The sequence below is a fragment of the Acidiphilium sp. MT5 genome (assembly GCF_054767495.1).
The window spans coordinates 288,058-301,021 of the sequence record NZ_BAABMR010000003.1 but is presented as its reverse complement, the minus strand read 5'-3'; the positions used below and the strand labels follow the sequence as shown (position 1 = coordinate 301,021).

The following is a 12,964-nucleotide window of genomic DNA, read 5'->3' as shown; positions in this document are numbered from 1 at the left end:
AATCATGCGAACGCGACATACATTTCGCCTGCCGCCCGATCTCGCGGGTAAGCTCGCGGATTACGCCGCGCAAAAGCGCGTGCCCCAAGCCGTCGTGGTCGAGGCCGCGTTGGCATCGCATTTGTCACCGGACGGTACTGATCGGCTGGAAGCAGCACTCGCCCGGCGGCTCGATCGGATGACGCGGCATCTCGAGCGGATCGAGCGCCACGTGACCATCTCAAATGAGGCGATGGCCGTTTTCGTCCGCTTCTGGCTTACCAGCACACCGCCATTGCCTGATGCAGCGCTATCAGCAGCGCAGACGAAAGGCCGGGAGCGATACGAGGGGTTTGTTGAAGCCCTGGGACGGCGCCTTGCCCGAGGTCGAAAGCTTGCCGATGAGATTATTCAGGATATCGATGCAACAGATCGGGAAAATAACGGCGGAAAAATAGATTGATCTCGAACGGTGATTCTGGACGGTCAATCAAAAAATTTCTCCAATTTCTGATAACTTTATTCAACGGGCATTGCGGAAGAAAAGATTGTAGCAAAGCTGATGGTCAACCTTGCCCCTCCACTCGGTCAACGACGTGATAGAATTGCTCACCTATGTACCTAAACGAGCAAATCTCCGTGTTTCGATGGTTTGAAATGCCCGATCGGGGGAGAGCGGACAGATCAGGCGCCGTAATCCATTAAACACGATTGACGACATATACGTGCCGTTCGCCACGCTCTGCGCTTTGGACCGATTTGTGAAATTTCATGCCGATCTTTTTCAGAACGGCAACTGATCCCTGATTTCGAGGTGCGACCTGAGCAAGGACGCGGTCCAAATGGAGTTCGCTCAACCCATACTCGACTTGCCGGCGAGCGATCTCAGTCGCGTAGCCTCGCCCCCAAACGGAACGTCTGAGCACGAACCCACATTCGTATTCCGGACTGTTCAACACATTGCAAGGAAGCAAACCTGCAATGCCGACAAACATTTCCGTCTCTCGCTCGATAAGGATGCCTAATTTGCGGCCACTATGATCGTGGTCGAAGTTGGTGTCGAAAAACTGCTTCGATTGCCCGAAAGACAACGTAACGCCGGCAAACGCCATCTTCATCACGTCGGGGTCCGACAGCACATGGTTATGCAGATTTTGTAGGTCGCCCGAAAGTGGACTTCTCAAAATAAGTCGCGGTGTCGAAATGATTTCCATAGCTGACATTAGCATAACCATGTCCCATGTCGGCAATGAGGTCGCTTGTAGCCGGTCGGCGCGGCACTTATGGTATATGAATGCCCTCGGTCGCCAAGCTCCGCGTTGCCCGCCCTACGGACAACATTGATGGATTGATTCCGTTCTATCGGGATGGCCTTAGCCTTGATCTCCTTTTCCGCTTCGAGAACCATGATGGCTTTGACGGCGTCATGTTTGGTCTCGAAGGCGTTCCCTATCACCTTGAATTCACCCGAGTCCACGGCCACGCCTCCGGTCGAGCGCCGACACAGGATCATCTGCTGATCTTCTACATTCCAGATCCGGGAGAGTGGGAGATGGCTATAGCCCGCATGGTGTCGGCAGGCTTCATGCCGGTACCGGCATTCAACCCGTACTGGGATCGGTGTGGGCGCACATTTGAAGACCCCGATGGTTATAGGATTGTCATCCAGCAGTCCGATTGGAGTATCTCATGAGCATTCGCTATCGACACCGCCGTAAATCGCTTTAATGGCGCTGATGCATCGGGAATGATAACCGACATGCTCGGTGCCCTCAGCAACACCAGTCACGGCGTAATCTTGCGCTGCTGCCGTTGCGCCAGCGCTGTTTTAATAACGCTCTGAAACATCTGCCTGCCGGGCGCACAGTGCTGGCTTATCAACTTTCCAAGTTCTTCCTCCGCCCAATCGAGTGCCCCAGTTTCAAGCGCGGCGGCCCAAAGATAGGTCACCGCATCCGATGCATCGCTCGGGACGGGATCATACCCACCCCCCGAGAGCAAACTGGAGAGGGCAAACAGGGCGACCGTTGCCGCGAATTTCGGCTCTTTTTTCTGAAAATCTCGTGCGGCACGAACCAGCGTCGATGGGTCAGCGCCGGATGTTGCCGCGCACTCGATGGCGATATCAAAGAACCCAGCATCCTTCGCTGCGGCAAACCATTTTGCCTTATCACCGCGTGAACCGATTAGATCCAGCAGCATCTGGCACCGGTCACGGTCAGGATACTGGCGGACCAACGAGCGGTAGATAGCAAGGTTGGTGGTCCCTCGCGCGGTGTTGAGGCCGTAACGCCGATAGGCTTCGTCCGAACGACCGTGCTTGATCAGGACGGCTTCGCAAAACCGATCAACCGCCAGGTCGTAGAAATTTGAATTCGTTTTGCCTCGGGCAGCCTCGGCATAGGCAATCGCGCTCTCCCATAGTCCCTGACGGAGCAAAGCTTCCGCGCCGAACCGCTGCCATGGCCAGAATTTCGATTGATTGACGGCGAGAAGTTCTTGGAGCTCGTCATATCGGCCGAGTTCCAGCAGGCAAGACAAGCAGATGGATGTGCCAGTGACATGGGAGAACGTCGTGTGGTCGGCCCAAGCCCGGCGCAGCATGCCGATCAAGAGGGTCGCATATTCTTCCATCAACTCGGGATATTGGGCAATTTCGCCCCAACGATCCTCGAGCGGCGACAGATAATCGACGCCATCCTCCTGAACCGCCTGGAACAAACGCGACAGCCACTTCCCTCGCGTCGCCGGCGTCGCCGGGGCAGCGATGAGGATGGGGATCAGCTCGTCGAGGGTACGCGACACTGCCGAGCCGAGAGCACCAGATGAGCTGTCGATGCCCTGGAGAGATGGCCAGATTCGCTCCGCCAGCAACACAACGCCTTCACCAGCAAGTACCGGATCTGCCTTGGCGACGGACCTGAGTTCGGAGACGGCGGCCTTGAGCCGGTCGATGGCCAAGTGCGACCCGTTCCAACCATAAGCATTGGTGCGGAACTTGGACCTGAACTGCCATTTATGAGAAGCGACCATTTCGTCAGACCGAGCCTATTCAGATGCGCGCTTGAACTACCGACCGATTTTGCTCTGATGCTATCCCACGCCCCTACGCGCCTATCAACCTTGTTGCATTAAGGCCATTCCGTCTCTTTCTAATCAACCCCGTTGATCAACGCGCCCCGATTGGGTGCCAGCGCAGGGTTCGATGTGACGACAATTTCGCTCCGGTCCGAGATGTTTGCCCGCGGTGCCCGCATGCTCCGCACGGCGCTTGGCGCGGCTGTCGCCGATTATTTGGATGATGATCGTGTCGTCGAAGTGATGCTCAACCCGGACGGCAAGCTCTGGATCGATGTTCTTTCCGGCGGCTTGGAAGATACCGGCTATAGCATTCTGCCCACCGATGCGGAGCGCATTGTTCGTCTTGTTGCACACCATGTCGGCGCCGAAGTCCACGCCGGTGCGCCACGCGTATCTGCCGAACTGCCCGGGACGGGAGAGCGGTTTGAGGGGTTGTTGCCGCCGGTCGTTGCCGCCCCCAGCTTTGCCATCCGTAAACCGGCCATCGCCATCTTTTCGCTCCAGGATTACGTCGCGACTGGCATCATGACGCCCGAGCAGGCGGAGATTCTGCGCAACGCCGTCGCCGAACGCCGCAACGTGCTGGTCGCGGGCGGCACCTCGACCGGCAAAACCACGCTGGTCAACGCGCTGCTTGCCGAGGTTGCAAAAACAGCAGACCGCGTCGTGCTGATCGAGGATACGCGGGAGCTACAATGCGCGGCCCCCAATCTGGTTTCGCTCCGCACCAAAGATGGTGCGGTTTCGCTCCGCGATTTGGTGCGCTCGGCGCTGCGACTGCGCCCCGACCGTATTCCCATCGGCGAGGTGCGCGGACCCGAAGCGCTCGATCTGCTGAAGGCGTGGGGCACCGGCCATCCAGGCGGTATCGGCACACTGCATGCGGGCTCCGCCATCGGCGCACTGCACCGGCTGGAGCAGCTGATCCAGGAAGCCGCTGTGACGGTCCCACGCGGCCTGATCGCCGAGACAATCGATCTCATCGCGGTGCTGTCCGGGCGCGGATCAGCGCGGCGAATAACCGAACTTTCGCGCCTCTCGGGCCTGAGCCCCACCGGCGATTACGTTCTCACAGCAGCAGAAGGTTCGCTCCCATGAATTTTTGTGCCACCCGCCAACGATTTGTCGCGTCGATGGTCATAATTCTCATCGCACTCGCTCTCGCAACCGCACCTGCCTATGCCGCCGGCTCAAACATGCCGTGGGAACAGCCGCTCAACCAGATTTTGGCATCTATCGAAGGCCCTGTAGCCAAAGTCGTCTCGGTGATCATCATTATCACCACCGGCCTGACCCTGGCCTTCGGCGAAACCTCCGGCGGATTCCGTCGTCTGATCCAGATCGTGTTCGGCCTATCCATTGCCTTCGCGGCCTCCAGCTTTTTTCTATCCTTTTTCTCCTTTGCGGGTGGAGCTTTGGTCCGATGAACCAGGGCGATTTTGCGCCTGGCTATTACGCGCCGGTGCATCGCGCGCTGACGGAGAAAATCCTGCTGGGTGGTGCGCCACGGGCCGTGGCGATTATTAACGGCACCCTCGCAGCCGCCTTGGGCCTTGGTCTCCGGCTCTGGATTGCCGGTGCGGCCATCTGGTTGCTCGGACACCTCGTCGCCGTCTGGGCGGCGCGGCGCGATGCCGATTTTGTCGACGTCGTGCGCCGTCACCTCCGCTACCCGCAGCATCTGCAGGCGTGAGGGCGCAAAAAATGATGCATCTTGCGGAATATCGCCATCGCCCAGATCGGCTCGCTGATTTTCTCCCCTGGGCGGCGCTGGTGCGGCCCGGGATCGTGCTGAACAAGGATGGTTCCTTTCAGCGAACGGCAAGGTTCCGGGGACCTGATCTCGATTCCGCAACCCCAGCCGAACTCGTCGCGATCACCGGCCGTCTGAATAATGCGCTACGCCGCCTTGGTTCCGGTTGGGCGATATTCGTGGAGGCCCAGCGCCAGCCCGCCAACCTCTACCCGGCCAGTATCTTCCCCGATCCGGTGTCAACCCTCGTTGATGCCGAGCGCCGCGCGCAATTCGAAGAAGAGGGCGCGCATTTCGAGAGCCGCTACTTTCTCTCCCTCCTCTGGCTACCACCCCCTGATGATGCAGCCCGTGCGGAAGCTTGGCTTTACGAAAACCGCGCGCAAACGGGTGCCGATTGGCGTTCGGCTCTCGATGGTTTCGTTAACCGCACAGACCGAGTTCTCGCGCTGATCGAAGGCTTCATGCCCGAAGCCGCATGGCTCGATGATGCCGAAACCCTGACTTATCTCCACTCCTGCGTCTCAACGCGAACCCAGCGCGTGCGCGTGCCGGAAACCCCGATCTATCTCGACGCTATCCTTGCCGATGAGTCGTTTGCCGCCGGGCTCGAGCCACGGCTGGGTCCAGCATCGCTCCGCACGCTCACCATCATGGGTTTTCCGACGCAAACCTGGCCCGGGCTGCTCGATGATCTCAACCGGCTGGCCTTTCCCTATCGCTGGTCCACCCGCGCCATCTGCCTCGAGAAGACCGATGCTACCCGCGTGCTCGGCAAAATTCGCCGGCAATGGTTCGCCAAGCGCAAATCGGTGATGGCGATCCTCAAGGAGGTGATGACCAACGAAGCCTCGGTTCTGATGGATAGCGACGCCGCCAACAAAGCCATCGACGCCGATGCAGCCCTGCAGGAACTCGGCGCTGATCTGGTCGGCACGGCCTACGTCACCGCCACCATCACCGTCTGGGACGAGGATGCCCGCATCGCCGAGGAGCGACTAAACCTTGCGGAGAAAGCGATCCAGGGGCGCGACTTCACCTGCATGCGCGAGACGGTCAATGCGGTCGAAGCCTGGCTCAGCTCCTTGCCGGGGCAAGTGTACGCCAATGTGCGTCAGCCGCCGATCTCCACCCTGAACCTCGCCCATATGATGCCCTTCTCCGCCGTCTGGGCCGGTCCCACGCGTGACGATCATTTTGCAGCGCCACCGCTCTTCTTTGCCAAAACCGAAGGGTCTACCCCGTTCCGGTTTTCGCTGCATGTCGGCGATGTCGGTCATACCCTAATCGTCGGGCCAACCGGCGCGGGCAAATCGGTCTTGCTCGCGCTGATGGCACTGCAATTCCGGCGCTATCCCGCCGCGCAGGTATTCGCGTTTGATTTCGGCGGATCAATCCGCGCGGCTGCACTCGCCATGGGCGGCGATTGGCATGACCTTGGCGGCGCTCTAGCCGATGGGAGCGAAACACCGGTGGCATTGCAGCCGCTGGCACAGATCGATGATGCTGGCGAGCGCGCCTGGGCCGCCCACTGGATTGTTTCTCTCATTGCCAGCCAATCAGTGACCATCACGCCGGAGCAAAAAGACCATCTCTGGTCCGCCTTGACCTCGCTCGCTTCCGCGCCAGTGCCGGAGAGAACCCTAACAGGCCTGTCGGTATTGCTGCAATCGAACGCGATCAAGCAAGCCTTGCAGCCTTATACGCTCGCGGGGCCCTGGGGGCGGCTGCTTGATGCGGAGCAAGAACATCTCGGTAGCGCCGATGTGCAGGCTTTCGAGACGGAGGGGCTCATTGGCGCGGGTGCCGCGCCCGCCGTGCTCGCCTATCTATTTCACCGGATCGAGGAGCGATTTGATGGCCGTCCTTCTCTCCTGATCATCGACGAAGGCTGGCTGGCGCTCGATGATCGAGGCTTTGCTGGTCAATTGCGCGAATGGCTCAAAACGCTGCGCAAGAAAAACGCCTCCGTGATCTTCGCCACCCAGTCCCTGGCCGATATCGATGGGAGCATTATCGCGACGGCGATCATCGAAAGCTGCCCGACCCGGATTTTGCTCCCCAATGAACGCGCTCTGGAGCCGCAAATCGCTGCGATCTATCGGCGCTTCGGGTTGAATGATCGCCAGATCGAAATTCTGAGCCGGGCCACGCCCAAGCGCGATTATTACTGCCAATCACGTCGGGGCAATCGGCTCTTCGACCTCGGCCTATCCGAAGTCGCGCTCGCTTTCTGCGCGTCCTCATCCAAGACCGATCAAGCCGCCATCACCGAATTTTGCGCTACCCATGGCCGTGAGGGATTTGCGGATGCGTGGCTCCGCGCCAAAGGGCTGCATTGGGCGGCATCAATGCTGACCGATTTTTGCTCGCCGTCAGCCTCAGTTTTTGCGCGGGAGCAAAAATCATGAAATCAAGCCGAGCCCTAATCGGAGTGATCTGGGCGATGGCGCTTTGCGTTGGCGATTTTTCTCCGTCTGCGCGGGCGCAATGGATTGTGTTTGATCCGACCAATTACAGCCAGAATGTTCTCACCGCCGCGCGCGAACTGCAGCAGGTCAATAACGAGATCGCCAGCCTGCAGAACGAAGCGCGCATGCTGATCAACCAAGCCCGCAACCTCGCGAACCTGCCATACTCCTCGCTCGCCGAGCTGGAGCAAACCATTAACCAAACCCAGCAATTGCTCGCGCAGGCGCAGAACATTGGCTACGACGTCTCCACCATCAACCAGGCTTTTGCCCAGACCTATCCGCAAGCCTATTCCAGCGCGACATCCTCGCAGCAATTGCTCGCCGATGCCCACACGCGTTGGGAAAATGCGTTGGCAGGCTATCAGGATGCGATGCGGGTGCAGGCCGGTGTGGTGCAGAATCTCAACGCCACCAGCACTCAGGTTGATGCGTTGGTCTCTTCCAGCCAAGCCGCCACCGGCGCACTGCAGGCCGCGCAATCGGGTAACCAGCTCCTGGCGCTGCAAACCACCCAGCTTTCCCAATTGACCGCCGTCATGGCCTCAATGGCCCGTGCTGAAAGCTTGCAAGCAGCGATGCATATCGAGAGCAAGGAGCAGGCCCAGCAGCAGCTTTCGCGGTTCCTGAATTATGGGCTGGGCTACCAACCCCAGACCGTTCATATGTTCCCATGATCGCCCGTTATCGAGGAGCAAAAAAACGATGGGCGCGCGGGGCAGCTTATGCGTTTGTCGCGGGCGCAATTACTTTCGTAGCCTTGCAATTTCAGCAGCGAGAAAAAGCGCATAAGCTTTTTCGCTCCGTTACCGCGCAGGGATCGAACAATCTCTCCGCCGAGCTGGCGCATTGCCAAGGCATCGGCATGGCGGCAGCCCAAAACCGGCAATGCCTTGCTGCCTGGGAGAGAGAACAAAAACATTTTTTCTCTTATCGACCAGTTCGCTCTGGTGCGAGCACCGCCGCCACTTCCGCAACTTTCGCAGTTTCGACACCTACAACACCTACCGCCACCAACATCTCTGATTTGCCCAAGGTATCGGTAGCAGGCGCAAAAACCGCTCCGCCAAAATCCGAAGCGCCGTAAGCCATGGGCGGCACCGGCATCATCGATCGTTTTCTCGCGGTCTTCACCCAGTATATCAATTCCGGCTTCGGGTTGGTGCAGGGCGATGTGCATTGGCTCGCCGGCATCCTGATCGCCATCGATATCACGCTCGCGGGGTTGTTCTGGACCCTTGCACCTGATGAGGACATTCTCGCCCGGCTGATCAAGAAGACGCTCTATATCGGCGTTTTCGCCTTCATCATCGGCAATTTCAACAATCTCGCCGCGATTATTTTTCATTCGTTCGCCGGGCTCGGTCTCGAAGCCAGCGGGAACACGCTCACGTCGGCCCAGCTTCTGCAGCCGGGCCGTGTTGCCCAGGTTGGCATTACCGCAGGCATGCCCGTCCTGGCCTCGATTGCTGGTTTGATGGGCTATGTCAGCTTTTTCGATAATTTCATCCAGATCACCATTTTGCTCCTCGCATGGCTGATCGTGGTGCTGAGTTTTTTCATCATGGCGATCCAGCTCTTTGTCAGCCTGATCGAATTCAAGCTGACGACACTCGCAGGTTTTGTGCTGGTGCCGTTTGGCCTGTTTGGACGCACAGCCTTTCTGGCGGAAAAAGTGCTTGGCAACGTCGTTTCCAGCGGCGTCAAAATTCTGGTTCTTGCCGTGATCCTCGGCATTGGTTCGACGGTGTTTGGTCAGCTCACGACAGGCATCAGCAATTCACCGACGATCGCCGATGCCTTGACCCTGATCCTCGCCTCACTTTCGCTGCTGGCCTTGTCGATCTTCGGCCCAGGCATCGCCAATGGCCTGATCGCAGGCGGGCCACAGCTCGGCGCAGGCGCTGCCGTGGGCACCGGCCTTGCCGTTGCCGGTGCAGGCGCTGCTGGTGTCGGTCTAGCTGCCGCCGGTCTTGGCGCTGTGGGCGTCGCAGGCAGCACAGTTGCGAGAGCTGCGCGTGGCGGTGCAGCCCTCGCCGGGGCGACCACCACCGCCTACAGCGTGGGCGGCCTATCCGGCGTTGCCGGTGCAGCTGGCTCAGCCGCGATCAGCCCACTCCGTCGCGCGGCCAACAGCATGCGCGAGAGTTTTGCAAGCGGCGGGCGCGCCGTCACCGCGATGCGTTCGGGTGGATCGAGCGGACCAAGGGGATCCTCTGGATCAGGGGGTTCAGCCGTTGCAACAGGTTCCGGCGCCAGCGCAAGACACGGAGCTGGAGCAAATAACGGCGATTCCAACCCGCCGGCCTGGGCCAAACGCATGAGGCGGAGCGAGCAAATAAATCGTGGCGCTTCCGCCGCCAACCACGCCATCCGCTCGGGTGATTCGCCCTCCAGCGGCAGCGGCGTCGATCTCTCCGAGGAGTAAAAATGTTCCGACGCCCGACCGTGCGCTATGGCAAAACGCCCGAACCCGAGACGCCCTATCAGCGGGCCGGTCAGGTCTGGGACGAGCGCATAGGCTCCGCGCGCGTTCAGGCAAAAAACTGGCGGCTCGCTTTCTTCGGGATGTTGATCATGAGCGCGGGGCTGGCGGGCGGTCTGGTTTGGCAATCCGCGCAGGGCACCATCACGCCCTGGGTGGTGCAGGTCGATAAGCTCGGCCGCGCCCAGGCCATCGGCCCAGCCACCGCCGCCTACCAACCGACCGATCCGCAGATCGCCTGGTATCTCGCCCATTTTATCACCGAAGTGCGCAGCATCCCGGACGACCCTATCGTGCTCCGCCAAAACTGGCTCGATGCCTATCACTATGTCACCGACAAAGGTGCCCTTGCGCTCAGCACCTATGCCCGAGCCAGCAAGCCGTTTTCCAAGGTGGGGCACAAACAGGTTTCGGTCTCGGTGGTGAGCGTGATCCGCGCGTCAAAGAGCAGCTTCCGGGTGGTCTGGGTGGAAAGCCACTATGCCGATGACGCGCTGACCTCCACCCAGCGCTGGAGCGCGATCCTCACCATTGCGCTCCGCCAGCCGACGACCGCGACCCAACTCCGCAACAATCCGCTCGGCATCTACATCACCGCCCTCAACTGGTCCAAGGAGTTTGACTGATGCGTTCCATCCGTTTTGCTCTCGTTTTTGTTCCATTGATGCTCGCCGCCTGTTCCGCGCCGCGCTGGAAACCACCCGAGATCACCTATAATTCCGTGCCCAAACAGGCGGTCTTGCAGCCAAACCCGCCCAAACCGGTGCGCATCGTCGAGCTGCCCAAACTGCTTCCGCTCCCGGGCCAACTCAAACCGATTGGAGGCGCGCAAAACTCTGGATCGGCGCAAGCGCAAGAACCGGCCAATCCCCGTCTGCGCGTCGATGAGGGCAACGCGGCGGCCCGCGTGCAGCCAGCTCGGCGCGACTATATCAATGCCATCCAGGTCTATCCCTGGTCCAAGGGCGCGCTCTACCAAGTCTATGCGGCGCCGGGCGAGATTACCGATATTGCGCTCCAGCGCGGCGAAACCCTGACGGGCTCAGGTCCGGTTGCCGCTGGTGATACCGTTCGTTGGATTATCGGCGACACCGAGAGCGGCACTGGTGCAAAACGCCGCGTTCATATTCTGGTTAAACCGACCCAGGCAGGCCTGAATACCAACCTCGTGATCAACACTGATCGCCGCACCTATCATCTCGAACTTCACTCCGACCCGAAAACCTATATGGCGGCGGTGTCCTGGACATACCCGGAGGACGAACTCTTCGCGCTCCGCCGTCAGAACCAAGCCAGTGAAACTGCCGCGCCAATTATCGCCGGTGTAAACATCAACGCGCTGAATTTTCGATATCGGATCGAGGGCGCACATCCGCCCTGGCGGCCGATCCGCGCCTTCGATGACGGACGACAAGTATTCATCGAGTTTCCGATAGGCATTTCTGCGGGAGACATGCCGCCGCTATGGGTGATTGGCGCGCAGGGCGGAGCGGAACTGGTCAATTACCGCGTCGAGCAAAATTACATGGTGGTTGATCGTTTGTTCGCAGCGGCTGAATTACGTCTTGGCGCCAAACACCAGCAGATTGTCCGCATCGTGCGCACCGATGGAGTGCCTCAGCCTTGAGCGATGGCACGAAAAATCCTGCCGAGGTTGGTGCTCCTACCGTCGACCCGGTTCGGCCACCGGACGCCATGCGGCTGCGATCAAGCCGCCCACCAGTGACCCGCCTGTCGCGGCGCGTGCTTCTGGCGTTGAGTGCCATCACCGCTATTGGCATTGGTGCCGCATTATTTTTCGCGCTCCAGCCGCATCATCGTCACGAAATGGGCGACAAAGTGAATTTCAGCACACCCGCCGCGCCGGATAGTCTTTCGGTCCTACCAAAATCCTATGCGAATTTGCCGCACCACGCACCGCGTCTTGGCCCGCCGCTCCCGGGTGATCTGGGGCCGCCGATTGTTCATGCCGGGGTGGCCGCGCCGAATATTTCCGCCGTTGCATTACCCGCCGCAAATACAGCAAACAGCGGCGCAAAAAATCGGCAGCTTGCGCAGGAGCGAGAAGCCGCACGCAAAAGCCGGTTATTCGTGCCCACCGATGCCGCACAGGCGAAAACCTCGCTGGCAAATCGAAATTTTTCTGGCGGAGCAGCATCGCTTCCCACAGCGCGCGTATCTGGAGCAACAGGCCCGAATAACAGCGCAAATGCTTCGTTTGCAGCGCACAACTCGAGCGAATCGCCGGTCAGTGCGGAACGTCTTATGCCGCCTGCCAGCGCTGACATCCTGCAAGCAGGATCGGTCATTCCTGCCGCCTTGCTCACCGGCATTCGCTCCGATCTGCCCGGCCTCGTCACCGCCCAAGTCACCGAAAATGTCTATGATAGCCCGACCGGCACCATCCTCCTGATTCCGCAAGGAGCGCGCCTAATCGGCGCATACAATTCTCAAATCGCCTTCGGCCAATCGCGCGTGCAACTCGTCTGGACGCGACTGATCATGCCAGACGGCGCCTCCATTCTCCTCGTCAACCAACCCGCCGCCGATCCCGCTGGTTATGCCGGGCTGCATGATCGCGTCGACAATCATTGGGGCATGCTGTTCAAAGCAGCGATCCTATCCACCCTGCTCAGTGTTGGCACCGAAGCAGGCACCAGCAACAACAACGCGTTTTCATTGGCGCAAGCCCTGCGCCAGGGGACGTCCCAAAGCATCAACCAGGTCGGTGAACAAGTCGTCGGGCGGTCCCTCGGCATTCAACCAACCCTCACAATTCGCGCTGGCTACCCGGTCCGCGTCATGGTGACGCGCGACCTCGTTCTGGCACCCTATCGCGGGTGAAGAGCAAAAATGGCAAAATTGAAACTTGGCGCGATTGACGACGATAAGCCGGTCAAGATCACACTTGAGCTACCAGCAGCAGTCCATCGCGATCTCGTTGCCTATGGCGAAATCCTCGGACGCGAAGATGGCCAAGCTCCCATCCCACCGGCACGGTTAATTGGACCAATGCTTGCCAAGTTCATGGTAAAAGATCGTGCGTTTGCCATGCTACGGCGAACACAGCTCACATCAACGCTGGTTTAGGCCCTCCCGAGCAAAAATGATCTCTCTCATATAACAAACGACTGACAGCTCGCCATAAGTGTTTTACCCAGGGTAGGGATACGCGTATTTCGTTGCTGCGGTGCG

The 12,964-nt window shown here is 59.5% G+C and carries 15 protein-coding genes; 13 read left to right on the top strand and 2 right to left on the bottom strand.

What is annotated here, in order from left to right:
- Positions 1-4 precede the first annotated feature (4 nt).
- A complete protein-coding gene (locus ACYUCQ_RS05410; RefSeq protein ID WP_460253479.1) occupies positions 5-442 on the top strand; it encodes a CopG family transcriptional regulator in 438 nt (145 codons plus the stop codon).
- A 238-nt stretch (positions 443-680) separates the two neighbouring features.
- On the opposite strand, the gene ACYUCQ_RS05405 is transcribed toward ACYUCQ_RS05410, so the two are convergent.
- A complete protein-coding gene (locus tag ACYUCQ_RS05405) occupies positions 681-1,193 on the bottom strand; it encodes a GNAT family N-acetyltransferase (protein ID WP_460253478.1) in 513 nt (170 codons plus the stop codon).
- 80 nt (positions 1,194-1,273) lie between these two features.
- On the opposite strand from ACYUCQ_RS05405, the gene ACYUCQ_RS05400 reads away from it, so the two are divergent.
- Positions 1,274-1,672, top strand: coding sequence for a VOC family protein (locus ACYUCQ_RS05400; RefSeq protein WP_460253477.1), 399 nt, complete (start codon positions 1,274-1,276; stop codon positions 1,670-1,672).
- Positions 1,673-1,764: 92 nt separating this feature from the next.
- On the opposite strand, the gene ACYUCQ_RS05395 is transcribed toward ACYUCQ_RS05400, so the two are convergent.
- Positions 1,765-2,940, bottom strand: a complete 1,176-nt coding sequence (locus ACYUCQ_RS05395; protein WP_460253476.1) for a hypothetical protein — start codon at positions 2,938-2,940, stop codon at positions 1,765-1,767.
- Positions 2,941-3,213: 273 nt separating this feature from the next.
- Here ACYUCQ_RS05395 and trbB point away from each other — a divergent pair, with 273 nt between their 5' ends.
- Genes trbB through ACYUCQ_RS05340 form a run of 11 tightly spaced genes read left to right on the top strand, consistent with a single transcriptional unit; the run spans position 3,214 to position 12,859 of the window.
- Entirely contained in the window at positions 3,214-4,158 is a 945-nt protein-coding gene (gene trbB / locus ACYUCQ_RS05390) for a P-type conjugative transfer ATPase TrbB (protein ID WP_460253475.1), read from the top strand.
- On the top strand, positions 4,155-4,487 hold the full coding sequence (locus tag ACYUCQ_RS05385) for a TrbC/VirB2 family type IV secretion system protein (RefSeq protein ID WP_460253474.1): 333 nt from the start codon (positions 4,155-4,157) through the stop codon (positions 4,485-4,487). Before trbB ends, ACYUCQ_RS05385 begins: the two co-directional genes overlap by 4 nt.
- Positions 4,484-4,753: a VirB3 family type IV secretion system protein gene (locus ACYUCQ_RS05380; protein WP_460253473.1), complete on the top strand. Its 270-nt coding sequence runs from the start codon at positions 4,484-4,486 to the stop codon at positions 4,751-4,753. Before ACYUCQ_RS05385 ends, ACYUCQ_RS05380 begins: the two co-directional genes overlap by 4 nt.
- 11 nt (positions 4,754-4,764) lie before the next feature.
- Positions 4,765-7,224 carry a conjugal transfer protein TrbE gene (trbE, locus tag ACYUCQ_RS05375; RefSeq protein WP_460253472.1) on the top strand — a complete coding sequence of 820 codons (2,460 nt, stop codon included), beginning with the start codon at positions 4,765-4,767 and terminating at the stop codon, positions 7,222-7,224.
- Entirely contained in the window at positions 7,221-7,961 is a 741-nt protein-coding gene (gene trbJ, locus ACYUCQ_RS05370; protein ID WP_460253471.1) for a P-type conjugative transfer protein TrbJ, read from the top strand. Before trbE ends, trbJ begins: the two co-directional genes overlap by 4 nt.
- On the top strand, positions 7,958-8,371 hold the full coding sequence (gene trbK-alt / locus ACYUCQ_RS05365; protein WP_460253470.1) for a putative entry exclusion protein TrbK-alt: 414 nt from the start codon (positions 7,958-7,960) through the stop codon (positions 8,369-8,371). The genes trbJ and trbK-alt overlap by 4 nt, the downstream gene beginning before the upstream one ends.
- Positions 8,372-8,374: 3 nt before the next feature.
- Complete coding sequence (gene trbL, locus ACYUCQ_RS05360) at positions 8,375-9,712, top strand: P-type conjugative transfer protein TrbL (RefSeq protein ID WP_460253469.1); 1,338 nt, start codon at positions 8,375-8,377, stop codon at positions 9,710-9,712.
- Positions 9,713-9,714: 2 nt separating this feature from the next.
- Positions 9,715-10,395, top strand: a complete 681-nt coding sequence (trbF, locus tag ACYUCQ_RS05355) for a conjugal transfer protein TrbF (protein WP_460253468.1) — start codon at positions 9,715-9,717, stop codon at positions 10,393-10,395.
- Positions 10,395-11,396: a P-type conjugative transfer protein TrbG gene (gene trbG, locus ACYUCQ_RS05350; protein WP_460253467.1), complete on the top strand. Its 1,002-nt coding sequence runs from the start codon at positions 10,395-10,397 to the stop codon at positions 11,394-11,396. Before trbF ends, trbG begins: the two co-directional genes overlap by 1 nt.
- The gene (locus ACYUCQ_RS05345; protein ID WP_460253466.1) at positions 11,393-12,613 is read left to right on the top strand and encodes a TraB/TrbI/VirB10 family type IV secretion system protein; all 1,221 of its coding nucleotides are present in this window, start codon (positions 11,393-11,395) and stop codon (positions 12,611-12,613) included. Before trbG ends, ACYUCQ_RS05345 begins: the two co-directional genes overlap by 4 nt.
- 9 nt (positions 12,614-12,622) lie before the next feature.
- Positions 12,623-12,859: a DUF2274 domain-containing protein gene (locus ACYUCQ_RS05340; RefSeq protein ID WP_460253465.1), complete on the top strand. Its 237-nt coding sequence runs from the start codon at positions 12,623-12,625 to the stop codon at positions 12,857-12,859.
- The last annotated feature ends 105 nt before the right edge of the window (positions 12,860-12,964 follow it).

Bases quoted from the DNA above. Each gene is read 5' to 3' on its own strand.
- ACYUCQ_RS05410 (WP_460253479.1), top strand. From the start codon at position 5: ATGCGAACGCGACATACATTTCGCCTGCCGCCCGATCTCGCGGGTAAG.
- ACYUCQ_RS05405 (WP_460253478.1), bottom strand. From the start codon at position 1,193: ATGGAAATCATTTCGACACCGCGACTTATTTTGAGAAGTCCACTTTCG.
- ACYUCQ_RS05400 (WP_460253477.1), top strand. From the start codon at position 1,274: ATGCCCTCGGTCGCCAAGCTCCGCGTTGCCCGCCCTACGGACAACATT.
- trbB (WP_460253475.1), top strand. From the start codon at position 3,214: ATGTTTGCCCGCGGTGCCCGCATGCTCCGCACGGCGCTTGGCGCGGCT.
- ACYUCQ_RS05385 (WP_460253474.1), top strand. From the start codon at position 4,155: ATGAATTTTTGTGCCACCCGCCAACGATTTGTCGCGTCGATGGTCATA.
- ACYUCQ_RS05380 (WP_460253473.1), top strand. From the start codon at position 4,484: ATGAACCAGGGCGATTTTGCGCCTGGCTATTACGCGCCGGTGCATCGC.
- trbE (WP_460253472.1), top strand. From the start codon at position 4,765: ATGATGCATCTTGCGGAATATCGCCATCGCCCAGATCGGCTCGCTGAT.
- trbJ (WP_460253471.1), top strand. From the start codon at position 7,221: ATGAAATCAAGCCGAGCCCTAATCGGAGTGATCTGGGCGATGGCGCTT.
- trbK-alt (WP_460253470.1), top strand. From the start codon at position 7,958: ATGATCGCCCGTTATCGAGGAGCAAAAAAACGATGGGCGCGCGGGGCA.
- trbL (WP_460253469.1), top strand. From the start codon at position 8,375: ATGGGCGGCACCGGCATCATCGATCGTTTTCTCGCGGTCTTCACCCAG.
- trbF (WP_460253468.1), top strand. From the start codon at position 9,715: ATGTTCCGACGCCCGACCGTGCGCTATGGCAAAACGCCCGAACCCGAG.
- trbG (WP_460253467.1), top strand. From the start codon at position 10,395: ATGCGTTCCATCCGTTTTGCTCTCGTTTTTGTTCCATTGATGCTCGCC.
- ACYUCQ_RS05340 (WP_460253465.1), top strand. From the start codon at position 12,623: ATGGCAAAATTGAAACTTGGCGCGATTGACGACGATAAGCCGGTCAAG.